Below are 23,204 nucleotides of genomic sequence, written 5' to 3'. Positions count from 1 at the left end.
CAGGTCAATAACCTCGTCAACTTGACGTAACGCGGCGATCAGTGCGAACTTGGTCAGCAGGAGTCAGAAACACAGCGTTCGCTACTGTTTCCCTGAACGAAACACAGACCAAGAGGCGGGAGGCCGCATGACCGGCGCTTTGTCCGGAATCCGGGTGCTCGACACGGCCACGCTGTTCGCCGGACCGCTCGCCGCGACGATGCTGGCCGACTTCGGCGCCGAGGTGATCAAGATCGAGCACCCGAACGGCGATCCGGTGCGCAGCCACGGCGCGCAACGCGACGGGGTCGGCCTGTGGTGGAAGATGCTCGGCCGCGGCAAGGAAGCCATCACCCTGTACCTCGGTTCGCCGGAGGGGCAGGAGGTCTTCCGCAAGCTGGTGGCCGACGCGGACGTGGTGATCGAGAACTTCCGCCCCGGCACGCTGGAGCGCTGGGGCCTCGGGTACGACGAACTGCGCGAGCTCAATCCCGGGCTGGTGCTGGCCCGCGTCACCGGGTTCGGGCAGGTCGGCCCGTACGCCAAGCGGCCGGGGTTCGGCACGCTGGCCGAGGCGATGAGCGGGTTCGCCGCGATCACCGGCGAGCCGGACGGGCCGCCGACGCTGCCGCCGTTCGGCCTCGCCGACGGCATCGCGGCGCTGACCACCGCGTTCGCCGTGCTGACCGCGTTGCGCGCGCGGGAGCACACCGGCGAGGGCCAGGTGGTCGACCTGGCCATCATCGAGCCGATCCTCACCCTGCTCGGGCCGCAGCTGATCGCCTACGACCAGCTGGGCGAGCTGCAGGAGCGCACCGGGAACCGGTCGGCGAACAACGCGCCGCGCAACACCTACCGCACCCGTGACGGCCGCTGGGTGGCGATCTCCACCAGCGCGCAGTCCATCGCGGAACGGGTGATGCGCCTGGTCGGCAGGCCGGAACTGATCGACGAGCCGTGGTTCGCCTCCGGCCGGGAACGCGCCCAGCACGCCGACGAACTCGACGAGGCCGTGGGTTCGTGGATTGCCGAGCGAGACCGCGAAGAGGTGATCAAGGCCTTCGAGGAAGCGCAGGCGGCGGTCGCGCCGATCTACAACGCCGCCGACATCATGGCCGATCCGCAGTTCCAGGCGCTCGGCACGATCGCCACGCTGGACGACGAGGAACTCGGCCCGGTGAAGATGCAGAACGTGTTGTTCCGGCTGTCGCAGACACCCGGTGACATCCGCTCCACCGGGGCGCCGCTCGGCGCGCACACCGAGCAGGTGCTGGCGCGCTACGGCATCACCGACCTGGATTCGTTGCGGGAGAAGGGCGTCATCAAGTGATCGCGCGCAGTTGGCTGTACGTGCCCGGCGACCGCCCGGACCGGATGGCCAAGGCACTCGCCGGCGAGGCCGACGCGGTGGTCCTCGACCTGGAGGACGCGGTATCGCCGTCCACAAAGGACGAGGCGCGGAAGCACGTGCTGGCGACGCTGGCGGAGAACAAGGCCTACGTGCGGATCAACGCCCCCGGCAGCGACGCCGGGGAAGCCGACCTCCGCGCACTGGCCGGCTCGCCCGGCGCGCTGGCCGGGGTGCGGGTGCCCAAGTGCGAGGACGCCGGTGAGCTGCGGCGGGTCGCCGACCGGCTCGGCGTCCCGGTGTTCCCCATCCTGGAATCGGCGCTGGGCGTGGAGAACGCGTTCACGCTGGCCACCGCGCACCCGCTGGTGGCCGGGATTTCCCTGGGTGAGGCCGATCTCGCGGCCGATCTGCGGGTCGCGAGCGGACCGGCGCTGGCGTGGCCGCGTTCGCGCGTGGTGGTCGCCGCGCGGGCCGCCGGGTTGCCGAGCCCGGTGCAGAGCGTGTGGACCGCGGTGCGCGACCTCGGCGGGTTGCGGGCGGACACCGTGGCCGGGCGGCGGGCCGGGTTCTTCGGCCGTTCGGTGATCCACCCCGCGCAACTGCCGGTGGTGCACGAGGTGTGCGCGCCGGACGAGGAGGAGGTCGCCTGGGCCCGTTCGGTCGTGGACCACGACCAGGCGGCCTGGATCGACCACAAAGGACAGTTTGTCGACAAGGCGGTGCTCGAGCGCGCGCGGTGGCTGCTCTCGGTCGCGGACCAGTACGTCGCCCTGAACGCCAAGGAAGGCCCGAAGTCATGACACGCACCCAGGATCCGCTGCTCGAAGCCGTCATCGGCGGTGTGCGGCTGATCGAGCTCGGCCAGCCGTTCTTCACCGGCATGCCGTGCTCGCCGAACCACCCGGGGTTCCGGATGACGCTGATCCGGCGGCACGGGGACATGGAACGGGCCGACGGCGGCTCGGCCGCCAACGAGATCATCGTCACCGGCGGGCACGTCGGCACGCACATCGACGCGCTGTCGCACGTGAGCCACTGCGGTGAACTGCACGGCGGGGTGGACGCCGCCGAGGCGCAGAAGGGTGGGGTGTTCTCCACCCACGGCGCGGAGAACCTCCCCGGCCTGCTGCGGCGCGCCGTGCTGCTCGACGTGGCGGCGGTGCACGGGGTGCCGACCCTGCCCGGTGGTTACGGCGTCACCGCCGACGACCTCGACGCCGCCGCGGAACTCGCCGGTGCCGAACCCGGCCCCGGTGACGTGGCGCTGATCCGCACCGGCTGGGCGCGCAACTTCGACGACACCCCGGCCTACCTGGGCAAGCAGACCGGCGTCCCGGGCGCCACGGTGAGCGCCGGGCAGTGGCTGGCCGCGCGGCGGGTGGTGGCCACCGGGGCCGACACCACCGCCTACGAGCAGATCCCGGCCGGGGCCGGGCACGCGGTGCTGCCGGTGCACCGGGTGCTGCTGGTCGAGTCGGGCATCTTCATCATGGAGCACCTGAACCTGGAGGAGATCGCCGCGTCGGGCGTGCGGGAGTTCACCTTCCTGCTGGCGCCGCTGCGGATCACCGGCGGCACCGGCTCCCCGATCCGCCCGCTCGCGGCGGTGAGCGCATGACCGTGGTGCGGCAGCTGGCCGCCTTCGCTTCGTCGGTGCGTCAGAAGGGACTCCCCGCCGAACTACGGGCCGACGCCGCGAGGCGGGTGCTCGACGTGCTCGGCAACAGCCTGGCCGCCACCGCCGAACCCCCGGCGGCCGCGGTCGGCACGCTGGTCCGCGAATGGGGTGGCGACGGCCGTGCCACCGCGATCGGCGCCGGCCGGCTGCCGGAACCGAGCGCGGCCCTGCTCAACGGCACGCTCGCGCACTCGCTCGACTTCGACGACACGCACCTGCCCTCGGTGCTGCACCCGTCGGCTTCGGTGGTGCCCGCCGCACTGGCCACCGCGGAGACGCGGGGGGCCACCGGCGCGCAGCTGCTGGACGCGATCGGTGTCGGCGTGGAGATCGCCGTGCGGATCGGCATGGCGGGCTACGACGAGGAACTGGGCAACTCGGTCTTCTTCGAACGCGGCCTGCACGCGACCGCGATCTGCGGTGCGCTCGGCGGGGCGGCGGCCTCGGCCATGCTGTCCGATGTGGACGTCGCCGACGCGATCGGCATCGCGTCCAGCATGGGCGCCGGGTTGCTGGAGGCGAACCGCACCGGGGGCACGGTGAAACGCGTGCACTGCGGCTGGGCGGCGCACTCGGCGGTCACCGCGGCGGGTCTCGCGCGAACCGGGATCACCGGCCCGCCGACCGTCCTCGAAGGACGCTTCGGTCTGCTGCAAGCCTTCTGCGGTGACCAGACGAACCTGGCCGCCATCACCGACGGCCTCGGCGAGGACTGGGAACTGCCCGGCATCTTCTTCAAGCCGTATCCCTGCAACCACTTCACCCACGCGGGCATCGACGCGGCCCGGCGCATCGCCGCCCGCGGTGTCGATCCGGGGGCGATTGAGCGCATCGAACTGGGCGCCCCCACCGCCGTCCTGCGCACCATCGGCGAACCCCGGGAAGCGAAGATCGCCCCGGAATCCGGTTACCACGCGGCGTTTTCGGGCCCGTACACGGTGGCCGCGGGCCTGCTCGGCGGTGGCGGCCTCGGCGTGTTCCACGAGGACTTCACCGACGAAGCCGCCGCGGACCCCGCCCGCCTGGCACTGGCGGCGAAGGTCACCTGCGTCCCCGACGCCCGTTGCGACGAGATCTTCCCGCACCAGTTCCCGGCCGTCCTGCGCGTCTGGCTCCGCGACGGCACGCACCTGGAAGAACGAGTGGACGCCAACCGCGGTGGCTCGGGCAACCCCCTGTCCACTGAGGAACTGGCCACCAAGTTCCGCCTCAACGCCACCCGCACGGTAAGCACCCAGCAGGCGGAGCGCATCGCCGACCTGACCCTCTCGCTCCCCGACCTGCCCACCGTAACCACGCTGACCACCGAACTCGCCTGACAACCAGATGAGCGCCCTCAGGCAACCCGCCGCAATCCTCCGCCCCAGCCCAGCCCGCGCACGACCTCCACCGGTGTGGCCTGCGCGGCGATCTCCGCCGCCACCAGTTCCGCCGCCGGCCGGTACGCGTCGCTCGCCAGGATCTCCGCGCACCGCGCCGCGATCGCCGACGGTTCCACCTCCTGCGGCAGCATCCGCACCCCCGCCCCCGCGCGCACCACCGCGTCCGCGTTGTCGAACTGGTCGTCGAAGACCGGCAGCACCAGCTGCGGCAACCCGGCCTCCAACGCGGTCAGCGAAGTCCCCTGTCCCCCGTGGTGGACCGCCACATCACAAGCCGGGAACACCTGCGACAGCGGCAACCTCCCCACGTGCCGCACCGCGGCGGGCAACGGCGGCCAGCTCGCCGCGATCCGGTCGTCGATGGCCACCACCACGTCCGCGCCCAGCCCGCACAACGCGCGCACGATGTCCACCGCACCGTGGGCGACCTGGCTGCTCCCGCTCCGCGGCACCACCGTGCCCAGCGTCAGGCAGATCCGCGGCCGTCGGCGCGGCCGCATCACCCAGTCCGGCACCCGGGCCTCACCGTTGTACGACATCGTCCGGATCCCCTCGTGCCGCGCCGCGTACGCCTTGCGCAGCGACGGCGGCCACGGGTTGAGCAGGCGCTCCGGCACCGGCGGGGCGGGCAGCCCGCGCTGCGCCAGCTCGGCCGCCGCACCGGTCCGGTACTCGGGCAGCTCGGCCACCCCCCAGTGCAGCTCCACCTGCGGCAACCCCAGCTTCGCCGCCACCAGCGGCCCGCCGAACTCGGCGCGCTCGCTGATCACCAGGTCCGGCTTCCACGTCTTCGCGATCGCGGTCAGCCCCGGCACGTTCCGCGCGGCCATCCGGCCGAACACCCGGCCGTGCGCCATGCGCTGCTGGGTCAGCCCGGCGGCCGGGCGGTCGTCGGCGCTGACGTCGTCGAAGCGCTCACCGGCGCCCGTCGACACCGCGGGCAGGCCGGAACCGAGCACCGTCGGCACGAACTCCGCGGCACAGGCGACCAGCACCTCGTGCCCCGCCGCCCGGCCCGCCCAGGCGAGCGGGACCAGCGGGAAGAAGTGCCCCGGCAACGCCACCGTCGTGACCAGGATCCGCACCGGGTCGCCTCCTTCCGCGGGGTGGGCCGCTGTCCACCACGGTGCCAGGCGGGGACCGGTCCGGTCGTCTCCCGGTATGCGGCGTTCAGTCGAAGCGCCCCGCGGTCTGGCTCCGCCACAACTCCACCGCGTTCGGCACGTCCTCGGTCCACGAAGGCGGATCCCAGAACCCGGACCGCTTCAGCGCTTGTCCACAGTGGACAAAAAGCTCGGCGACCTCGACCACCACCGCCAGCGCGGGCTCCCCGTCGAACAGCTCCAGCAGCCCCGGTGCCCGCACGATCCGCGCGGTGCCGTTGACCCGCAGCGCGTGCTCCACCCCGGGCACCAGGAACAACAGCCCGATCTCGGGGTGGTGCAGCAGGTTGCGCAGGGTGTCGGCGCGGCGGTTGCCCCGGCGGTCGGCGATCGCCAGGTGCTTGTCGTCGAGCACCAGCACCTGGCCGGGCGGGTCACCCCGCGGCGACAGGTCCAGCGAACCGTCCGGCCCGCGCGACGCGACCAGGCAGAAGGTCGCCCGCGCCAGGAACCGGGCCGACTCCGCGTCGACGTGGTCGGTGGCCTTGTCGGCGATCACCGGCGCCGGCGGCGGCACGATCTCCCGCAGCCGCGCCTCCGAGGTGATCACCGCGTCCCCGGTCAGCCATTCCGCTCGCATGCTCCCCCTCCCAGGTTTGCCTACCCTAAGCACAGGCAGGGACGTGCCCCCGAGGCGGGGGCCTCGGGGGCACGCGGGTGGGGCCGCGGGGGAGATCAGGTCAGCGAAGCACCGTAGGCGTTGAGTGCCTCCACGACCGGCTGGAAGTAGGAGTTCCCACCGCCCATGCCGGAGGTGATGCCGAGGCCGACGCTGCCGGAGAACAGGCAGCCGCCCGAGTCACCGGGGTTGACCGAGGCGCTGGTCTGCACGGTCTGGTAGACCGGGCCCTCCTGGTAGTTGACCGTGACGTTGGTGGCCTCGACCACGCCGCAGGTCAGCCGGGTGGTGCTGCCGCTCTTGCAGATCTGCTGGCCGACGCGGGCGTTCGCGGCGGAGCTGATCCGCTGGGTGGAGCCGTTCCACAGGGTCACCGCGCCCGGGCCGCTGCCGGTGGTGTTGCGGATCAGGCCGTAGTCGTTGGTCGGGAAGCTGGCGCCCACCGACGGGCCGACGTTCCACTGCGACACCGCGCGCGTGCAGTGGCCGGCGTCGAGGATGTGCAGCTGGCCGCCGCGGTTGACGTTGAAGCCCGCCGAGCAGCGGGTGCCGCCGCCGGTGATGGCCTCACCGTTGTAGATGGCCTTGCTCATCGTGCCGGTGGTGTGCTCCACGCGCACCGCGTCGCCGAGCGCGCCGGCCTTGGCGACCAGCGCTTCGGCACCCACGGCCGCGTCGGACACGGTGAGCACGACCTGGTTGGCCTTCTCGTCGGTCCCGATCGTGGTGTGCGGGACCGCGGGCAGCGCTTCGAGCGCGGCGCGGGCGGAGTCCAGCTGGGACAGGGAGTACTTGACCACGTTCGCGGTGGCCCCGGCGCGCTGCGCCTCGGCGGCACCGGCGGCGTCGAGCACGTTGACCACCGGCAGGCCGGCGGCGTCGAGGAAACCACCGGCGTGCCGTCCGGCCAGCGCCGACTCGACGCGGTCGAGGGTGCGGGCGCTGGCGTCCTGCACGCGCAGCACCTGCTCGGCCGCGGCGGTGCTCACGCCGAGGCTCGAGGTGATCGAGCTGACCGCGGCGTTCTGCACCACGGTCGAATAGCCTTCGACGGCGGCCGAAGCCGGGGCGCCGCTGAACAGGGCGGTGGCGCCCGCCAGCACGGCGATGGCGGCGGGGGTGCGCCGCAGGGTCTTCTTGGACATGACCGGCAACTCACTTTCGGCAGGGAAGTGGGTCGGGGAGACACCGGTGACAACCGGCCCACGAAGAGTGACCCAGGACACCCCCGCTCGTCACCTACTTTCGTTCGTTCAGAACAAAATTAGGTACTGGTTGGACAATGACTGAGTAATGCGCGTTGGTAAGTACGGATTAACGGTCACCGGCGGAGGCAGCGGAAGCTCTGCGGGGGCACCCCGGTGTGCTTCCGGAAGATCCGGCTGAAGTAGGCGCGGTCGTGAAAGCCGACCTGCCGGGCGATGGCCTGGATGCTGTCGTCGGTCTCCTGCAGCCGCTCCTTCGCCCGCGCGATGCGCAGCCGGGTCAGGTACTCCCACGGCGAGACGCACAGCTCGCGGTGGAACCGGCGGCTCAGGTAGTCCTCGCTCATCTCGGCCGCCTTCGCCACCTGCCGCCGGGTGATCTGGTGCTGGTAGTTCTGGTGCAGGTAGACCACCGCGCGCTGGACCTCCTGCCGGTTCGGCGGCCGCTTCGGGTCGAGCAGCCGCCGCAGCAGGGTGATCGTCTCGGCGTCGGAGAGGATGCCCTTGCCCAGCAACACCGTGCGCGCGTGCGGTGCGGCCCGCCGGACGTCGTCGTAGGTCAGTTCGTCGCCGGTGAGCACCAGCGCGGGCAGGTCGCTGAGCCGGGCGTCGCCGTGCAGGCGCTCCAGCACGTCGAAGGCGTCCATGTCCCGCAGCTGCCGCGACAGCACGAGCAGGTTCGGCACGTCGTGGCCGATCAGCGACAACGCGGTGGCCCCGTCCGGCGCGGTCAGCGCCAGGTGCCCCGGCCGCAGCTGGGCGATCAGCTGCTGCGTGCCCGCCTGCGCCCGCGGATCGGGATCGGCGATCACCGCCAGCCCGGCCAGTTCCACCGGGCGCACGGCGGCGATCACCTCGTGCAGGTCGCGCCCGTGCGCGGCGGCGTAGGCGAGGAACGGGGTGCGCCGCAGCTTCGGGTGGTCGTGCAGTTGCCGCAGCACCGCCCAGTGCTCCGGCCGCAGCGCGGTGGTGTCCCAGGCGACCGCGGCAGGCCGGTTCTCGTCGACCACCGCGGCCACGTCGTCGCCGGTGCCCAGCTTCAGCACGGACAACCCCGCCAGCCCGGCCGCCGCGACCGCCTCCTCGGGCGCGGGCCCGTCCGCCACGCACAGCAGCGAGTCGGCCGCCTCGTCCGGCAGCGCCCGCCCCTGCGGTCCCGGTAGCGGGAGGAACAGGTGGAAGGTGCCGCCCGCCGAACCGGTCTCGAAGCGCAGCGAACCGTTGTGCAGTGCGATCAACCGCCGCGCAATCGACAACCCGAGCCCGCCCCTCGGCGTGCCGGTGCCCTCGTAGCTCACGCGGATGCGCAGGTGCGGCGGCAGCACGTCGGCCTCGACGGTCCGCCGGGCGCGGTGCCCGAGGCTGCGGCTGAGCGTGAGCAGCGCCTGCCGCAGCCGCTGCCCGTCGGCCTCGATCAGCGGCAGCCTGCCCGAACCCTGTTCCCCGAACACTTCGGCGAGCAGTTCCCGCGGATCGATCAGCCCGGCGCACAGCTTGAGCGAGTCGAGTTCGGCGTCGGCGAGTTCGAGCAGGTCGCCGAGCACGCCGAGCTGGTACTCGGCCCCGGCGGTGATCCGGTTCAGCGCGTCGCGGACCTCGGGCGGCGGACCGGCCGCCAGTGCCCCCACCGAGTCCTTGAGGATCGCCTCGACCGGTGCCCGCAGTTCCTCGGTCATCTTGCCCAGCAGGCTGGTCTTCACGCTGTCCGCCTCTTCGGCCGCCTCGACCTCGCGGAACAGCCGGATGTCCTGCACCGCGGACGAGATCTGCTCCCCGAGCGCGCGGTAGAACCCGCCGTCCGGCGGCCCGGCCTCGAACAGGCCGATGCCGAGCGGTTCCTCGCGGACCTGCAGCGGGACCGCGATCCAGGTGCTGCGCCGATCGCCGTGCAGCACGTCGGACCGGGTGAGCGCGGTGGCCGGGCCGATCGAGAGCTTCCAGTCGCCGACGCCGAGCAGCGGGAGCTGGCGCGCCAGCACCGCGGTGAGCTCCCGTTCGTCCACAACGGACGCCAGCGCCACCCCGGTTTCCCGCAGCCGCTGGGCGGTCTGCTCGGCCTGCCAGCGTTCGTATTCGAGCATTCGCCGGGCATTGCCGGCCACCGCGATCCGTGCCCGGGAAATCAGTTCGCTGCCTTCGTCCAGTGCGAGCAGGATTTCGTCCCACGCGTCGGCGTCCCCGCCTTCCGCCATTTTCGCCGCGAAAGCCGGGAAATCGACGGCCGGTTCCCCGGCCAGCGCCGCGCGGAACGCCACTTCCAAACGCCGGCCGTTTTCCGCGGGAATGCCGTGTTTCCGCACGGTGGCGGTGAATCCCGCGCATTCCCTCGCCGGTGGCTCCCCCGCGCAACCACACGACCGGCGGAGCACGAGTTCGGCCACCGGCGCCGACCGGCCACGCGCGGGATCACCGCCGAGCCGGGACAACAGGGTTTCCACCGCCTGCCCGCCCAATTCGGCGAACGGCATCGACACCGAGGTCAGCGGCGGCGAGCAGAACCGGGCCTCCGGCGAGTCGTTGAACCCGATCACCGCCACGTCCTCGGGCACCCGCACCCCGCGTTCGGTGAGCACCGCGATCGCTTCGGCGGCCAGGAAATCGCTGCACGCCACCAAGCCGGTGAAGTCGCGGCCGGGTTCGAGCCGCCGCGCGTCGAGCAGCACCCGCATCGCCGCGGCTCCGGCGTCCCGGCGGAACTCCACCGGTGAGGACACCAGCGCGCGATCCGGACGGATCTTGTAGCGGTCGAGCGTGTCGTGGTAGGCGCGCAACCGGTCGGCGGTCACCGGATTCCGCACGGGCCCCTGGAGAAAGGCCAGGTCGCGGCGGCCGTGCACGCCGATGAGGTGGTCGATGGCCTTGCACATGCCCTGGTAGCTGTCCAGGGTCAGCGGCCGCTGGGCGCCGATCGCGCCGTTGAGGCAGACCATCGGCACCCGGCCGAACCGGCGGCCGAACTTCTCCGCGCGCGGATGGCGTTCCGGCAGGCCAAGCGCGGAGGCCCAGCAGATCAACCCGTCCACCAGGCCCGGGGTGACCAGGTGGTAGACCGCGTTGGCCGGCTGGTCGGCGGTGCCGATCTCCCCGCCGGGGAAGCAGATCAGGTCCACGTCGTGGCGGCGGGCGGCGGCCAGCACCCCGGAGAAGACCGCGGGCGCCACGCCCAGATCGATGTTGGCCGTCACCAGGCCGATCGCCCGGCGGTGTCCGGTCATGCTCGCCTCGCTCGTCCTCATCGACGAAGTGGTTGCGGCGGAACTGCCTGCAACCTAGTGGCGGCGGACCGTGAACTGCTAGGGCAGAACGGGTGTTAACGATAACATCGAAAACGGGCCCCGGGGTGGCCGGGGCCCGCGGCTGAACCGGTTCAGCCGACCTTTCCGGTCCCGGCTCCGCCCTGCACGATGGATTTCACCGAGGAGGCCTGGTCCAGGCTGTACGAGTACGGCACGGAGTTCACCGAACCACCCTGGTCACCGGAGCCGGAATTGACGAAGTGGTTGTTCTTCGCGACCAGCGAGCCGCCGGGCGAGCTGCCCTCACCGCGGTGGAACGGGTCCTTGGTGTTCTCGAAGTAGTTGCCCTCGACGAGCACCCCGGCTTCCACCGTGGACGCGACGCCGTAGTCGGTCACGCCACCGTAGTAGTTGTTGTACACGTGGACCGGGTTGCCGAAGCGCACGCGCGGGTGGCGCTGCCCGGTGCCGTCGAAGTAGTTGTGGTGGTAGCTGACCCGCAGGTGCCCGCGGTCCTGGCTGCCGTTGCCGTCGCTGTGCCCGAGCAGCATGGTCTTGTCGTGCGAGGTGAACTTGTTCCACGACACGGTCACGTAGTCCGAGGCGCGCTTGATGTCCACGGCGCCGTCGTAGCCGTCGCTGAAGGTGTTGTGGTCGATCCAGATCTTGGTCGAGGCGTCGGTGACGTTGATCGCGTCGTCGGCCCAGTTCCGGAAGTTCAGGTTCTGGATGATCACGTTGGTGGCGCTGTCGACGTCCAGCCCGCCGCCGGTGATGGTGGCGCCGGAGCCGACGCCGATCAGCGTCTTGTTCGACTTCACGTCCTGCATCCCGCTGATCGAGATGGTGCCGCTGACCCTGATCACCGCGGGGCTGCTCGACTGCATCGCGCTGATCAGCGCCGAAGCGGTGGTCACGGTGACCGCGGGGGTGCTGCCGCCGCCGGTGGTGCCCGCGGCGAATCCGGTCGGCGTGCCCGCGGCGGCCGCGGGGCCGGCGGTGGCCACCGTGAGCGCCGCGGCCGCGGCCACGGTGAGCAGGCCGGGCAGGCTTCGCCTGGCGAACGATCTGCGCATGACTTGACTCCTAATTCCGGTTGTCCGTCCCTCGATTTCCCACGTTAGGCAGCCGGATGTGGAGAATCACGAACAACGGGTGGAATATGCGGGCTCACCCCGTGCGCTGCTGGTACTCCGCCTGCGCCCGGCCCAGTTTCCCGGCCAGTTCGGTGAGGAAGTCCTTTGCGGACAGTTCGCCGAGCAGCACCTTCTGGAATCCCGGCTCGGACTCGGTTTTGGTGATGGAGTTGAACTCCGGCAGGTGGTAGGGCATCTGGACCACGGTGGTGGACGGCTCGGCGAGCACCTTCGCCAGCGCCACCCCGGGTTGCGGTTTCGCCGGATCGCTCGCGGTGACCCCGCTGTTCACCGGCAGCGTGCCGGTCTGCTCGGCCCAGTAGGTGTTCATCGCCGGACTCGCGGCGAATTCGGCGAACCTGAACGCCGCCTCGGTGTGCTCGCCCTGGCTGAACACGCCGAGCCCGGTGGTCGGGTGGGAGAGCACCGCCCTGGTCCCGGCGGCCGACTTCGGCACCGGCAGCGCGACCACCTTGTCCGCGCCGAGCGCCTTCACCTGGTCCTGGTAGGACCCGACGTTGTGCTGCATCACGCCGATGTTGCCGCCGCCGAACTGGGCGACCATCTTCGCGTAGTCGTTGGTCAGATCGGCTTCCGGGGTGAACCGCTTGTACAGCCCGGCCAGCCGTTCCAGCGCGGCCACGTTGCGCGGGTCGTCGACGGTGGACCGGCCGTCCGGCTCGAACATCTTCGTGATGCCGGACTGCCCGTAGACCACCTCGAGCATCTGCGCGATCGACCCGGCGCCACCGCGAATGGTGAAGCCGTACCGGTTCTGCCCCGGCGCGGTGAACCGCTCGATCGCGGCGAACAACTGGTCCCAGGTCTCCGGTTCGGGCAACCCGGCTTCGGCGAGCCAGTCCTTGCGCGCCCAGAACACCCCGGTGTTGGTGGAGATCGGCAGCAGGTACAGCTTGCCGTCCGGCACGGTCTGGCGCACCGAGCCGACGATGCGCTCGTTCAACTGCCCGGCCAGCGGGCTGGCGCCGAACAGGTCGTCCACCGGCTCCAGCGCGCGCTGCGGCACCAGGTTCGCCAGCATCGCCGTGGTCACCCCGCCCACGTCGGGCAGGCCGCCGCCGGCCACCGCGGTGTCGTACTTCTGCTGCGCCTGCGCGATCGGGATGCCCACGTACTCCACCTTGATGGTGGGGTTGGCCTTCTCGAACTCGGCGATGATGTGCTGCCAGACCGGGGTGCGCGCCGGACCGCCGTTGTCGTCCCAGAAGGTGATCGTGGTGACCCCGCCGGCGGCTTCGGAACCGCAGGCGGCGAGTGCGGGAAGAGCGGTGGCCATGGTCAGCAGCAGTGCCGCGGCCGTCCGCCACGGGCGTCGGAACCTGCCCATCGGAAAACCTACCTTTCGCTTGTCCGGCGGATCAGCGCGGCCGCGGTCCGGCGGTCCAGCCGCCCGTCGGCCACGACGGTGCGGATCCGCCTGGTCACCGATCCGGTGCTCAGCGGCCGCTCCCAGGCCAGGCCCGGCCCGATGCCGGGGTAGTCGCGTTCCCTGGCGAACCAGCGGTCGCGGTCGGGGCCGCACTGGGTGAACAGCAGGGTCCAGTCCCGGCCGGACGGTGAGCTGCCCGAGAGCCCGACCCAGTCGGCGGCACCGCCGTTGACCGCGTCCTCGCCGTCGGCCTCGGCGGTGAACACGCGGCGCCGGGTCGAGGAAGCCGGGGCGCGCCAGAAGAAACCGCCGTACCCGGCCCCGGCCCGGCCCTTGGTGTGCGAACTGCGGATGGTCAGCGGCAGGCGGCCCGCGCCGTCGAGCCGGAAGGTGAAGTCCAGTTCCCAGCAGCCAGGCAGCCGCGATGGCTTGTGGCGGCGGGCGATCACCGTGCGGCGTTCACGGGCCAGCACCCGGTCTTCGGCGTCCACCCACTCCAGCAGTTCGGTGAAGCCGCAGGATTCCCGGCGGGTGAACCGGAGGTGGCGCTGGCTGCCGTGGTCGCCCAGCCAGCGCGGGCCCTGCCCCTGGACGTAGGTGCGCCCGCCCCAGAAGTTCGTACCGTCCACATCGGACACCGCGAGGCCGACACCGAGGTGGTGCGGGTGGTCCGGTGGCGCGGTCTCGCTGACCTCGGTCCCGCCGAGCGTGCGCACCGAGTAGAGGTGGGGGCGCGGGGCGACGGTCGCGGGCAGGCCGTCGGTGTACCAGCGGTACGCCGCGACGTCGCGGTCACCGGCACGCAGCGGCAGTTCGGCGGGCGCCCACGGCACCTCCAGTTCGGAGAACAGCGCCAGGTTCTCCGCGCTGCGGCGGGTCAGCCGCTCGATCCCGGCCAGCACCCGCCCGCCGTTCTGCCCGGCGAGGTGCGTCGGCGGGATGGGCCGCGGCTCGGCCGCGCGCCGGACCGCGTCGACCACGCGCATGAAGGCCCCGGTGCGCCGCAACGGAACCAGCAGCTCGGCGCCGGTCCGGATGTGCGCCACCAGGTTCTCCAGCAGATCGGTCCGCGCGTGCCGGGTGATCTCGTCCGGCTCGCCGGGGCGGCGCAGGCACACCTCGTCGGTGGTGTAGGTCAGCTCCGCCTGCCCGTGTTCGCCGTGCACCACCACCGCGGGCTCGTGACGGCGTTCCGCGCACATCGACACCGCGACGGTGATCACCGTGCCGCCCGCCACCCGCAGCCGGACGCAGGAGGTGTCGTCGGCCTCGATCGGGTTGGCCCGGTACAGCTCCACGTCGATTTCGCGCAGCGACTCGGGTTCCTCGGCCCCGGCCAGCGACAACGCGCTCGCCACCGCGTGCGCGAACGGGTTGGTCAGCGCGCCGTCGGTCACCGCGAAACCGTTGAGCCGCCGCTTCCCCGCCCACGGCGCGCGTTCGAAGTAGGCCGCCGGGCGCGCCCAGGCACCGGCCACGCCGATCCCGCGCACCTGGCCGAGCCGGTCACCGGCGAGCAGTTCGCGCAGGTACGGCAACGCGGCCGAGCCGAGGCTCTGGAAGCCGACCTGGCAGGCGAGCCCGGTCGAACTGACCACTTCGGACAGTCGCGTGTAGTCGGCGTAGCTGCCGGCGGGCGGTTTCTCCAGCAGCAGGTGCGCCCCGGCGCGCAGCGCCTCGGTGCCCAGCTCGGCGTGCGTGTGGATCGGGGTGGCCAGGATGACCAGTTCGGCGCCGGTGTGCCGGATCAGCGGGGCGAGCTTGCCGGACTGCTCCGGCTTGCCGAACCCGGCCAGCTGCGCGGCGTCCACCGGCCGCGTGTCGCACACCCCGGCCAGCCGCACCGCGCCCCGGTCGGCCAGCCGGCGCAGGTTGTCCAGGTGCCACCGGCCGTGCCCGTGCACCCCCGCCAGCACCACCCGCACCGGATCCACGCTCATCCCTTCACCGCACCCGCCGACAGGCCCTGCACCAGGTACCGCTGCACCACCGCGAACACCAGCACCACCGGCAGCGCGGCCACCACGCCACCGGCGGCCAGCGCGCCGAAGTCCACGCTGAACTCGCCGAGGGTGAACGCCAGCCCGACCGGCACGGTGAACTTGTCCTGGTCGCTGACGAACATCAGCGCGAACAGGAAGTTGTTCCAGCTGTGGATGAAGGCGAACGAACCGACCGCGACCAGCCCTGGCCGCAGCAGCGGCAGCACCACCGCGAAGAAGGCACGCGTGCGGGTGCAGCCGTCGGCCTGCGCGGCCTCCTCCAGTTCCACCGGGATGCTCGCGATGAACCCGCTGATCAGCACCAGCGACAGCGGCAGCTGGAACACGGTTTCGGCGATCACCAGGCTGCTCAGGCTGTTCACCAGGCCGAGCGTGCGGAAGATCTCGAACAGAGGGATCAGCATCATCGCGCCGGGGATGAACTGGCTGCACAGCAGGGAGATCAGGAAAACCCGCCTGCCGCGGAAGCGGAACCGGGCCAGCGCGTAGCCGCCGGGCAGCGCGATCGCCGTGGTCGCCACCAGCGAGGCCACCCCGACCAGGAAGCTGTTCTGGAAGAACACGCCGAACCCCATGCCGTTCCAGACCGTTTCGAAGTTCTCCAGCGAAACCGGCCACGGCACCAGCGAGGACGACCCGCGCGGGCGCACCGCGAAGACCACCATCCAGTAGAACGGCACCAGGGTGAACACCAGGTACAGGCCGAGCGGAACGTAGATCTCCCAGCGGGTTTTGGCGCGCCGGGTTTCCGGGGCCTTCGGCGGGGCGATCGGCGGCGCCGCTTCGGTCGTGCTCATCGCTGTGCTCCGTACCGGCCGAGGCGCAGGTAGAGGATGGAGAAGAAGGTCAGGATCAGGAACCCGGCCATGGTCAGCGCGGAGCCGTACCCGAAGTCGTGGGACTGGGCGGCGGTGGCGGCCACGTACAGCGGCAGCGTGGTCGTCTGGTGCGCGGGCCCGCCGCCGGTCAGCGTGTAGAGCAGGTCGACGTTGTTGAACTCCCAGACCGCGCGCAGCAGGGTGGCGAGGATGATGGTGTCGCGCAGGTGCGGCAGCGTGATGTGCACGAACCGGCGGACCCGGCCGGCGCCGTCCACCGACGCGGCTTCGTAGAGGTCCTTGGGCACGCCCTGGAGATCGGCGAGCAGCAGGATCGCGAAGAACGGCACCCCGCGCCAGAGTTCGGCGAGCACCGCGGCGGAGAACACGGTCGACGGATCGGCCAGCGGCGCCGCGCCGTACTCCATCAGCCCGAGATCGGCGAGGTAGCGGGAAAGTCCGGTGGTCGGGTTGTAGAGCAGCACCCAGATGCCGGTGGTGAGCACCCCGGACACGGCCCACGGGGAGAACACCAGCGCCCGCGCGACGGCCCGGCCGACGAAGGTCTCGTTCACGATCAACGCGAGCGCGAGGCCGAGCACGAACTGCAGGGCGACCTCGACGGTGACCCATTTGGCGGTGAACGCGAGGCTCTGCCAGAACAACGGGTCGTCGGTGAGCATCCTGGTGAAGTTGTCCAGGCCGGCGAACCCGTCCAGCCACGGCTTGCTGAGCTGGCGGTGCTGGAGGCTGTAGTAGACGACGCTGGCCACCGGGTAGACCAGGAAGGCCAGCATCGCCAGCACCGCGGGAGCGATGAGCAGGTACGGCGTCCGGGAATCCCGGCGGCGGCGGCGTTTCCGCTCCCCCAGTGCCACCATCCCTGATCTCCGTTCACCGCCGAACCGGACCTGAGATTACGGAACGGCGGGTGGACAATTGGGGACCAGATGTGGACTTTCCCGGCCTAATCCCGCCCGGACAACCACTCGTCGAAAGTCGTGGATTCCAGCCGGGCGTCCTCTTTCGGCAGCAGGGCGTTGCCCGACATCGACACGCCGAAAACGCCGTCCCAGGTGGGAACCAGTTTGATCTCGCGTCCCCGCACGGCCAGCGTCCGCCGGGCCATGTCGACGAGGTCCTGCGTCTCGGGTCCGGCGACGTCCGGGTAGCGCCCCTTCGGGTCACCCAGCGCGATCTCGGCGAGCACGGCCGCCACATCCGCGGGCGCGATCGGCTGCACCAGCAACGGCGCGATGGTCGCGACACCGTTCTGTTCGGTCCAGCCGGTCACCATCTCGGCGAAGTCGTGGAACTGCGTCGCGGGCACGATCGTCCAGGGCACCGGACCCGCTTCGACGAGTCGCTCCTGTTCGCGCTTCCCGGCGTAGTGCGCGTTGCCGCCGACCTCGGCGATGCCGACGATCGAAAGCAGGACGTGGTGGCGCACCCCGGCGCGCGCCTCGGCGGCGAGCAGGTGCCGGGTCGCCGTCCCGAGGTAGGCGACCGTCGCCGCCTCGTCGGCGGCGGGCGCGTTGATCGCGTCGACGACGGCCTCGACACCGGTCAGCGCCTCGTCGAGTCCGGCTCCGGTCGAGAGGTCCACGCCGAGTGAGCGGCTGATCCGCACCACGTCGTGTCCCTGGCGCTCCAAGGCCGCCACGGTGAGCGCGCCGATGTTCCCGGTGGCCCCGGCCACTGCGATTCGCATGTTCGACTCCTTCGTTGTCGGCCCGAAGCTATCACGGACTTTGCGGGTCCACAATGTCGCCTATAGACTGGTGGGCGTGAAGCTTCCGGTCAGCACCGAATGGGCCCTGCACTGCGCGACCAGCCTGGCGCAGCTCGAGCCGGGGGCCAGCGCGTCGACGAACCAGCTCGCGGAGTACTTCGACCTGCCGGCGCCGTACCTGGCCAAGCAGTTGAAGGCGCTGGTGCGGGCGGGGATCCTGACCGCGTCGACCGGTCCGCGCGGGGGTTTCCGGCTGGCGAAGCCGGCGGGGGAGATCACCCTGCTGGCCATCGTCGAGGCGGTCGACGGGGGGTCGTCGCCGTATGAGTGCCGGGAAATCCGCCAGCAGGGCCGGGGCGCCCTCCCTGCGGAGGACTGCCGGAACACCTGCATCCTGGCCGCGAAAATGGCCTCCGCTCACGAAGCCTGGCGACAGTCGTTGGCCGCGGACACCCTGGGCAGCATCCTGGAGGCCCTGCCCCCAACAGCCCCAGCCCGCACGCGGCGCCTCTTGACCGAACTGCGCTAAACCCGGCGCCACCTCCCGACCGGGCCGCCTGGCCTGGCCGCCTCCGCCACCACCACCCCACCGAGCGCGCCGCCGACCCGCCGAGCCCCCTCTAACCGGCGGCTTTGGGCGCGGCGCTACCGGCCCAGCTGTGCCAGCTGGCCCCGCAGGAAGGCGCGTTCCACCTCGTTCCCCACCAGGGCGAGTGCCCGTTCATAAGCCACCGCCGCCTCCCCGAACCGCCCGAGGCGGCGCAGCAGGTCGGCCTTCACGGCGGGCAGGTAGTGGTACCCGGCCAGCCGCTCATCCCCCTCCAGCGCCACGACCTCCGCCAGTCCCGCCTCGGGGCCATCGGCCATCGCCAGTGCCACCGCCCGGTTCAGCGCCACCACCGGCGACGGCCACACCCGCGCCAACTCCCCGTACAGCACCAGGATCTGGCTCCAGTCGGTGTCCTCATAGGACGGCGCCGTGGCGTGCAGCGCGGCGATCGCGGCCTGCAGCGCGAACCGCCCCGGGCGCCCGCCCCGCAACGCGGCGACCACCAGCCGATCCGCCTCGGCGATCAGCTCCCGATCCCACAAAGAACGGTCCTGTTCGGACAGTCGCAGCAACCCCTCCCCCTGGCGAGAACCCCGCCGCGCGTAACCCGCCAGCATCAGCGCCAGCAGCCCGCACACCTCCCGCTCCCCCGGCAACAGCAAGTGCAGCAACCGAGCCAGGTCCACCGCGCGCCCCGCCAGGTCGTCGTCGGTCAGCTCCGGGCCGGCGGGCGCGGTGTGCCCGGCGGTGAAGGCCAGGTGCAGCACGGTCAGCACCGCGTCCAGCCGGTCCGGCAACTCGGCCGGGCCCGGCATCCGGAACGGGATCCCGGCGGCGGCGATCTTCTTCTTCGCCCTGGTCAGGCGCGCGGCCATGGTGGTCTCGGTGACCAGGAACGCGTCCGCGATCCCGGCCGTGCTCACCCCGCACACCAGCCTCAGGGTGAGCGCGATCTGCGCCTCCACCGACAACGCCGGGTGGCAGCACAGGAAAACCAGCCTCAGCCGGTCGTCCCGCGCGGGCTCGGCGGCCTCCACCGGCTCCACCAGCAGGTGCAGCTTCGACCGCAGCGTCCTGGACCGGCGGAGCAGGTCGAGCGCGTTGCGCCGGGCGGCGGTGTTCAGCCAGGCACCGGGATTCGCCGGAACGCCGTTGGCCGTCCAGTCCACCAGCGCGGCGGCGTAGGCGTCCTGGACGCATTCTTCGGCCAGCCCGAGGTCACGCGTGACGCGCACCGTCGCGGCGAGCACCTGGGCCCACTCGCGCCGGTGCGCGTCCGCCATCGCCGCCGCGGCGGTGCTCACGGTTCGAACAACGGCCGCACCTCGACCGCGCCGTCCATGATCGGCAGCAGTTTGCCGATCGCGACCGCGGTGTCGAAGTCCTCGGTCTCCACCACGAAGAAGCCCGCGATCACTTCCTTGCTCTCCAGGAACGGCCCGTCGGTGACCAACCCTCCCTTGTGGATGGTCCGGGTCCGCGCCACCGGCTGCAGCCCCTGCTCGTGCACCACCCGCGCGCCCATCGCCTCGATCTGCTCGCCGACGCGCAGGTTGGCCTCCATCACCTCCGGCGGGATGTCCGCCACCCCGCCCGGCAGCTCCTTCTCGTAGATCAGGATCGCGTACTGCGGCATCGGTCGTCCCTTCACCAGTTCCCGGTTTCCGGCCCCAGCGCACCGTAGACCGGTTCGCCGTCACGCGCGTACCGGCCGGCCACCACGCCGGTGCGCAACGTGGCCGAGCCGACCAGCCGCAGCCCGGCGGGCACGGTGCCTTCGCCGAACAACCGCTTCCCGGAGCCGAGCAGCACCGGGAACGTCAGCACCTGCATCTCGTCGACCAGGTCGTGCCGCAGCAGCGTCTGGATCAGCCCGGCACTGCCGTGCACCTGGATCTCCCGGCCGTCCTGCGCCTTGAGCGCGCGCACGGCCTCGGGCACGTCGCCGGTGAGCAACGTGGAGTTCTGCCACTCCACCGTCTTCAGCGTGCGCGACGCGACGTACTTCGGCATCGGGTTCAGCAGTGAGCCGACCGGGTCATCCGCCTCGGTCAGCGGCCAGCTTTCAGCGAACACCTCGTACGTGCTGCGGCCGAGCAGCAACGCGCCCGCCCGGCTGGTCAGCCCGGTCATCAGCTCGATCGTCGGCTCGTCCACCAGCGGCGCGGCCCAGCCGCCGTGGGTGAAGCCGCCGCCGGTGTCCTCGTCCGGGCCGCCCGGCGCCTGCATCACCCCGTCCAGCGAGGTGAAGGCGATGACCACCAGTTTCCGCATGTTCTCTCCGCTCGTCGCGGCGCCGTGATCGGCGCACTCATCTCCCTCGACGCGCGAGCGCGGGCGGATTCGACAGCGGGTGTGATCTCGTCCGGGAAGCCGATCTTCACTCGCCCGAATGATTGACGGCACTCCCCCGTTCGGTCACAGTGAACACCTGTCCACTCAACTGCCCGAGCCCGGGGGTGCCATGACTTTTCCCGCCCACCAAGGCACCCTCCAACTCGACGCGGCGCTGTTCCCGCTGGGGGCGCCGGGCGCGTTCCCCCGCCGCAACCGCACGCACGCCCGGCTCAGCGGGCTGCGGGTCAAGGTCACCTGGCCCACCCAGACCGATCTCGACTGGTACGAGCACACCGACTTCCGCAAGCGCCTGCTCGACCGGCTCTGGCAGCTCTAAGCGGACTTCACGAAGTACAGCACCGTCATGGTGGCCGCGGTGGCCAGCACGATGCCGCGCACCAGCCACGCGGGCAGCCGCCGCGCCCACTGCGCGCCGGCGAACCCACCGGCGATCGCGCTGCCGAGCACGACCAGCAACGGCACCGGTTCGGCGAGCACGTCCGAGGCGAACAGGAACAACACGGTCGCGGCGAGGAACACCGCGGCGATCTGGGCGACCCGCATCGGGTTGCCCACCGCCGCGTCCAGCCCGAGGCCGACGCTCCACAGCGCGAGCATCAGGATGCCTACGGCTCCGCCGAAGTAACCGCCGTAGATGCAGAGCAGGAACTGACCGGCCAGCACCGCCTTCGCGCTCATCCCGCCCGCCACGTCCAGCGTGCCGAGGCGGCGCGCGAGCGGGCGGCCGAACGCCAGCACCACGGTGGCGAAGGCGAGCAGCCACGGCACCGCGACGTCGAACGAGGACGACGGCAGCACCACCAGCAGCCCGGCCCCGAGCGCGGAGCCGAGCACGCTCATCGAGGTCAGCGCGGGCAGCGAAGTGCCGCCCACCGGGTGGATTTCCCGGCGGAACACCCACGCGCTGACCGCCGCACCCGGCACCAGCGCGACGGTGGTGGCCGCGTTCGCGGTGACCGGCGTGAGCCCGGCGGCGACCAGCGCGGGCAACGCGACGAAGGTGCCCCCGCCGCCGACCGCGTTCAACCCACCGGCGGCGAGTCCGGCCAGTACGAGCATCAGCAACTCGGGCACCCGCCGAGCATCACCCGCCGCGACCGGGGCGCGCAATGCGTGATCTCCGCAGCCAGCCTCTGTCTGGGCCATAGGCTGACACGCATGCGTTACGACCTCGACGATCTCCGGCTCTTCGTGCACGTCGTCACCGAAGGGTCGATCACCGCGGGCGCGCGGCGGATGCGGTTGAGCCTGCCGTCGGCCAGCGCGCGGGTGCGTTCCCTGGAGCGCCACGCGGGCGTCTCGCTGCTGGACCGCGGCCGTCGCGGGGTGCGGCCGACCCCGGCCGGGGCCACGCTCGCGCGGCACGCCAAGGAAGTGCTCGACCGGACCGCCCGGCTGGAGAACGCGGTCGCCGGGTACGCGCGGTCACCGGCCGAGCCGCTGGTGCTGGTCACCGGCAGTTCGGCGATGCACCGGCTGGTGCCGCCCGCGCTGATCGCGTTCCTGCTGGAGTACGCCGACCAGGACGTGACCGTGCTCGAACGCCGCACCCCGCAGACGGTCCGGCTGCTCACCAGCGGCGAGGCGGACCTCGGCATCGTGATCGAGGACGAGGCGCGGGATTCGGGGCTGGAGACCGAACTGCTCGGCGACGACTCGCTGGTGGTCGTCGGCCAGGCGGGCGGGGTGCTGGCGGGGCGCGGGAAACTGGCCTACCGCGAGATCGCCGAACACCCGCTCGTCGGCCTCGACGCGAGCGCGCCGCTGCAGCGGTGGATCGACAAGAACCTCGGGCCGCACGCGCCGGTGGCGCGGTACCGCACGCTGGTCACGAACCTCGACACGCAGATCTCGCTGGCCGCGGCGGGGGTCGGGCTCGCGGTGATCCCGCGCCGGGCCGTGCCGCCGGGGCTGGCGCTGGACATCTGCGAGCTGCACGACCCGTGGGCGCACCGGCGGCACCTGCTGTGCTGGGGTGCGCGGGTGCGCCAGTCTTCGCGAGCGGTCGCCGCACTGGCCGACCACCTGCGGCGCGTCTACACCTGACCCACTGCCGCGAACCAGGACTCGGCGGGAAGTGCGTAGCGGACGGTGTCCACCCCGGCGGCCCGCGCGGCGGCGAGATCGCTCTTGGTGCTGCCGACGAACAGGCAGTCCTTCAGCGCGACTTCCCGGATCGCGGTGGCGATCGAGTCGGGATCGGCCAGGCAGCGCACGTACTCGTCCAGCCCGTGCATCACCAGGAAGGCGCGGATCGGCTCGGGTGCCAGGCGGCCGATCACGGTGAGCCGCGTGCCCGCCGCGGCCAGCCGGGCGAACGCGCCGTGGACACCGGGCGCGAGGCGCGCCGCCGCGACCAGTTCGGCGTCGAGCCTGCCCAGCTGGGTGCGCACCGCGCGTTCGGTCGCGGGCCCGATCGTCGCCGCGTGCGCGAGCACGAGGGCCGGGTCGTCGGTGCGCGCGACCTTACGCGGCAACTTCGCTTCGCCGAGCAGGACGCGCAGCCGCCCGGCCACGTCGTCTCCGGCGGGCAACTCGGCCACCGGACCGTCGAACGCGACCAGCACGTGATCACGTCCGGTGAGCAGTTCCTCGGCGCGCATG

Annotated in this window: 22 protein-coding genes; 7 read left to right on the top strand and 15 right to left on the bottom strand. The window is 71.8% G+C overall.

Going from position 1 to position 23,204, the window contains the following annotated elements; all coding sequences use genetic code 11:
* Positions 1-127: 127 nt before the first annotated feature.
* The 4 genes from JYK18_RS24645 to JYK18_RS24630 are packed head-to-tail and all read left to right on the top strand — an operon-like array spanning position 128 to position 4,327.
* Positions 128-1,309, top strand: a complete 1,182-nt coding sequence (locus tag JYK18_RS24645) for a CaiB/BaiF CoA-transferase family protein (protein ID WP_206805275.1) — start codon at positions 128-130, stop codon at positions 1,307-1,309.
* Positions 1,306-2,130 (top strand): CoA ester lyase, encoded by an 825-nt coding sequence (locus JYK18_RS24640; protein WP_206805273.1) that lies wholly within the window; start codon positions 1,306-1,308, stop codon positions 2,128-2,130. The genes JYK18_RS24645 and JYK18_RS24640 overlap by 4 nt, the downstream gene beginning before the upstream one ends.
* Positions 2,127-2,948 (top strand): cyclase family protein, encoded by an 822-nt coding sequence (locus JYK18_RS24635; RefSeq protein ID WP_206805271.1) that lies wholly within the window; start codon positions 2,127-2,129, stop codon positions 2,946-2,948. Before JYK18_RS24640 ends, JYK18_RS24635 begins: the two co-directional genes overlap by 4 nt.
* Positions 2,945-4,327: an MmgE/PrpD family protein gene (locus JYK18_RS24630; RefSeq protein ID WP_206805269.1), complete on the top strand. Its 1,383-nt coding sequence runs from the start codon at positions 2,945-2,947 to the stop codon at positions 4,325-4,327. The genes JYK18_RS24635 and JYK18_RS24630 overlap by 4 nt, the downstream gene beginning before the upstream one ends.
* A gap of 17 nt (positions 4,328-4,344) precedes the next feature.
* Here JYK18_RS24630 and JYK18_RS24625 read toward each other — a convergent pair whose 3' ends face one another.
* The 10 genes from JYK18_RS24625 to JYK18_RS24580 all read right to left on the bottom strand — a co-directional run bounded on the left by JYK18_RS24625 (position 4,345) and on the right by JYK18_RS24580 (position 17,671).
* Positions 4,345-5,475: a nucleotide disphospho-sugar-binding domain-containing protein gene (locus JYK18_RS24625; protein WP_206805267.1), complete on the bottom strand. Its 1,131-nt coding sequence runs from the start codon at positions 5,473-5,475 to the stop codon at positions 4,345-4,347.
* Positions 5,476-5,560: 85 nt separating this feature from the next.
* Entirely contained in the window at positions 5,561-6,133 is a 573-nt protein-coding gene (locus JYK18_RS24620; RefSeq protein ID WP_206805266.1) for an MSMEG_1061 family FMN-dependent PPOX-type flavoprotein, read from the bottom strand.
* Between the two features lie 95 nt (positions 6,134-6,228).
* On the bottom strand, positions 6,229-7,317 hold the full coding sequence (locus JYK18_RS24615; protein WP_206805264.1) for a S1 family peptidase: 1,089 nt from the start codon (positions 7,315-7,317) through the stop codon (positions 6,229-6,231).
* Between the two features lie 176 nt (positions 7,318-7,493).
* The gene (locus JYK18_RS24610) at positions 7,494-10,592 is read right to left on the bottom strand and encodes a substrate-binding domain-containing protein (RefSeq protein ID WP_206805262.1); all 3,099 of its coding nucleotides are present in this window, start codon (positions 10,590-10,592) and stop codon (positions 7,494-7,496) included.
* A 152-nt stretch (positions 10,593-10,744) separates the two neighbouring features.
* Positions 10,745-11,689, bottom strand: coding sequence for a polysaccharide lyase family 1 protein (locus JYK18_RS24605; protein ID WP_206805253.1), 945 nt, complete (start codon positions 11,687-11,689; stop codon positions 10,745-10,747).
* A 94-nt stretch (positions 11,690-11,783) separates the two neighbouring features.
* Positions 11,784-13,097: a sugar ABC transporter substrate-binding protein gene (locus tag JYK18_RS24600; RefSeq protein ID WP_206805251.1), complete on the bottom strand. Its 1,314-nt coding sequence runs from the start codon at positions 13,095-13,097 to the stop codon at positions 11,784-11,786.
* An 8-nt stretch (positions 13,098-13,105) separates the two neighbouring features.
* Positions 13,106-15,079, bottom strand: a complete 1,974-nt coding sequence (locus tag JYK18_RS24595) for a DUF6807 family protein (protein ID WP_206805249.1) — start codon at positions 15,077-15,079, stop codon at positions 13,106-13,108.
* The gene (locus JYK18_RS24590; protein ID WP_206805246.1) at positions 15,076-15,939 is read right to left on the bottom strand and encodes a carbohydrate ABC transporter permease; all 864 of its coding nucleotides are present in this window, start codon (positions 15,937-15,939) and stop codon (positions 15,076-15,078) included. The genes JYK18_RS24595 and JYK18_RS24590 overlap by 4 nt, the downstream gene beginning before the upstream one ends.
* A complete protein-coding gene (locus JYK18_RS24585) occupies positions 15,936-16,841 on the bottom strand; it encodes a carbohydrate ABC transporter permease (protein WP_206805244.1) in 906 nt (301 codons plus the stop codon). The genes JYK18_RS24590 and JYK18_RS24585 overlap by 4 nt, the downstream gene beginning before the upstream one ends.
* Positions 16,842-16,927: 86 nt before the next feature.
* Positions 16,928-17,671: an SDR family oxidoreductase gene (locus JYK18_RS24580; protein ID WP_206805242.1), complete on the bottom strand. Its 744-nt coding sequence runs from the start codon at positions 17,669-17,671 to the stop codon at positions 16,928-16,930.
* A 76-nt stretch (positions 17,672-17,747) separates the two neighbouring features.
* On the opposite strand from JYK18_RS24580, the gene JYK18_RS24575 reads away from it, so the two are divergent.
* Complete coding sequence (locus tag JYK18_RS24575; RefSeq protein ID WP_206805240.1) at positions 17,748-18,221, top strand: Rrf2 family transcriptional regulator; 474 nt, start codon at positions 17,748-17,750, stop codon at positions 18,219-18,221.
* 116 nt (positions 18,222-18,337) lie between these two features.
* Here the strand turns inward: JYK18_RS24575 and JYK18_RS24570 are convergent, their stop codons facing one another.
* The 3 genes from JYK18_RS24570 to JYK18_RS24560 are packed head-to-tail and all read right to left on the bottom strand — an operon-like array spanning position 18,338 to position 20,516.
* Complete coding sequence (locus tag JYK18_RS24570; protein ID WP_307796040.1) at positions 18,338-19,546, bottom strand: DUF6596 domain-containing protein; 1,209 nt, start codon at positions 19,544-19,546, stop codon at positions 18,338-18,340.
* Positions 19,543-19,878 carry a YciI family protein gene (locus tag JYK18_RS24565; protein ID WP_206805230.1) on the bottom strand — a complete coding sequence of 112 codons (336 nt, stop codon included), beginning with the start codon at positions 19,876-19,878 and terminating at the stop codon, positions 19,543-19,545. Before JYK18_RS24565 ends, JYK18_RS24570 begins: the two co-directional genes overlap by 4 nt.
* Positions 19,879-19,889: 11 nt before the next feature.
* Complete coding sequence (locus JYK18_RS24560; protein ID WP_206805227.1) at positions 19,890-20,516, bottom strand: dihydrofolate reductase family protein; 627 nt, start codon at positions 20,514-20,516, stop codon at positions 19,890-19,892.
* Between the two features lie 190 nt (positions 20,517-20,706).
* Between JYK18_RS24560 and JYK18_RS24555 the strand changes: the two genes are divergently transcribed.
* Positions 20,707-20,916: a hypothetical protein gene (locus JYK18_RS24555; RefSeq protein WP_206805225.1), complete on the top strand. Its 210-nt coding sequence runs from the start codon at positions 20,707-20,709 to the stop codon at positions 20,914-20,916.
* Here JYK18_RS24555 and JYK18_RS24550 read toward each other — a convergent pair.
* Entirely contained in the window at positions 20,913-21,674 is a 762-nt protein-coding gene (locus tag JYK18_RS24550; protein ID WP_206805223.1) for a sulfite exporter TauE/SafE family protein, read from the bottom strand. The genes JYK18_RS24555 and JYK18_RS24550 overlap by 4 nt on opposite strands.
* A gap of 84 nt (positions 21,675-21,758) precedes the next feature.
* Here JYK18_RS24550 and JYK18_RS24545 point away from each other — a divergent pair, with 84 nt between their 5' ends.
* The gene (locus JYK18_RS24545; protein ID WP_206805221.1) at positions 21,759-22,646 is read left to right on the top strand and encodes a LysR family transcriptional regulator; all 888 of its coding nucleotides are present in this window, start codon (positions 21,759-21,761) and stop codon (positions 22,644-22,646) included.
* On the opposite strand, the gene JYK18_RS24540 is transcribed toward JYK18_RS24545, so the two are convergent.
* Positions 22,637-23,203, bottom strand: coding sequence for an HAD family hydrolase (locus tag JYK18_RS24540; protein ID WP_206805219.1), 567 nt, complete (start codon positions 23,201-23,203; stop codon positions 22,637-22,639). The two genes, JYK18_RS24545 and JYK18_RS24540, sit on opposite strands and share 10 nt — an antisense overlap.
* Between the last annotated feature and the right edge of the window lies 1 nt (position 23,204).

Origin of the sequence: Amycolatopsis sp. 195334CR (assembly GCF_017309385.1) — a bacterium.
Classification (GTDB): domain Bacteria; phylum Actinomycetota; class Actinomycetes; order Mycobacteriales; family Pseudonocardiaceae; genus Amycolatopsis.
Note: the sequence above shows the minus strand (reverse complement) of the source record. Positions and strands in the feature narration are given on the sequence as shown.

Coding starts and splice junctions, on each gene's coding strand:
- JYK18_RS24630 (WP_206805269.1), top strand. CDS start 2,945: ATGACCGTGGTGCGGCAGCTGGCCGCCTTCGCTTCGTCGGTGCGTCAG.
- JYK18_RS24635 (WP_206805271.1), top strand. CDS start 2,127: ATGACACGCACCCAGGATCCGCTGCTCGAAGCCGTCATCGGCGGTGTG.
- JYK18_RS24585 (WP_206805244.1), bottom strand. CDS start 16,841: ATGGTGGCACTGGGGGAGCGGAAACGCCGCCGCCGCCGGGATTCCCGG.
- JYK18_RS24580 (WP_206805242.1), bottom strand. CDS start 17,671: ATGCGAATCGCAGTGGCCGGGGCCACCGGGAACATCGGCGCGCTCACC.
- JYK18_RS24610 (WP_206805262.1), bottom strand. CDS start 10,592: ATGACCGGACACCGCCGGGCGATCGGCCTGGTGACGGCCAACATCGAT.
- JYK18_RS24615 (WP_206805264.1), bottom strand. CDS start 7,317: ATGTCCAAGAAGACCCTGCGGCGCACCCCCGCCGCCATCGCCGTGCTG.
- JYK18_RS24600 (WP_206805251.1), bottom strand. CDS start 13,097: ATGGGCAGGTTCCGACGCCCGTGGCGGACGGCCGCGGCACTGCTGCTG.
- JYK18_RS24645 (WP_206805275.1), top strand. CDS start 128: ATGACCGGCGCTTTGTCCGGAATCCGGGTGCTCGACACGGCCACGCTG.
- JYK18_RS24565 (WP_206805230.1), bottom strand. CDS start 19,878: ATGCCGCAGTACGCGATCCTGATCTACGAGAAGGAGCTGCCGGGCGGG.
- JYK18_RS24560 (WP_206805227.1), bottom strand. CDS start 20,516: ATGCGGAAACTGGTGGTCATCGCCTTCACCTCGCTGGACGGGGTGATG.
- JYK18_RS24605 (WP_206805253.1), bottom strand. CDS start 11,689: ATGCGCAGATCGTTCGCCAGGCGAAGCCTGCCCGGCCTGCTCACCGTG.
- JYK18_RS24555 (WP_206805225.1), top strand. CDS start 20,707: ATGACTTTTCCCGCCCACCAAGGCACCCTCCAACTCGACGCGGCGCTG.
- JYK18_RS24595 (WP_206805249.1), bottom strand. CDS start 15,079: ATGAGCGTGGATCCGGTGCGGGTGGTGCTGGCGGGGGTGCACGGGCAC.
- JYK18_RS24620 (WP_206805266.1), bottom strand. CDS start 6,133: ATGCGAGCGGAATGGCTGACCGGGGACGCGGTGATCACCTCGGAGGCG.
- JYK18_RS24540 (WP_206805219.1), bottom strand. CDS start 23,203: ATGCGCGCCGAGGAACTGCTCACCGGACGTGATCACGTGCTGGTCGCG.
- JYK18_RS24590 (WP_206805246.1), bottom strand. CDS start 15,939: ATGAGCACGACCGAAGCGGCGCCGCCGATCGCCCCGCCGAAGGCCCCG.
- JYK18_RS24545 (WP_206805221.1), top strand. CDS start 21,759: ATGCGTTACGACCTCGACGATCTCCGGCTCTTCGTGCACGTCGTCACC.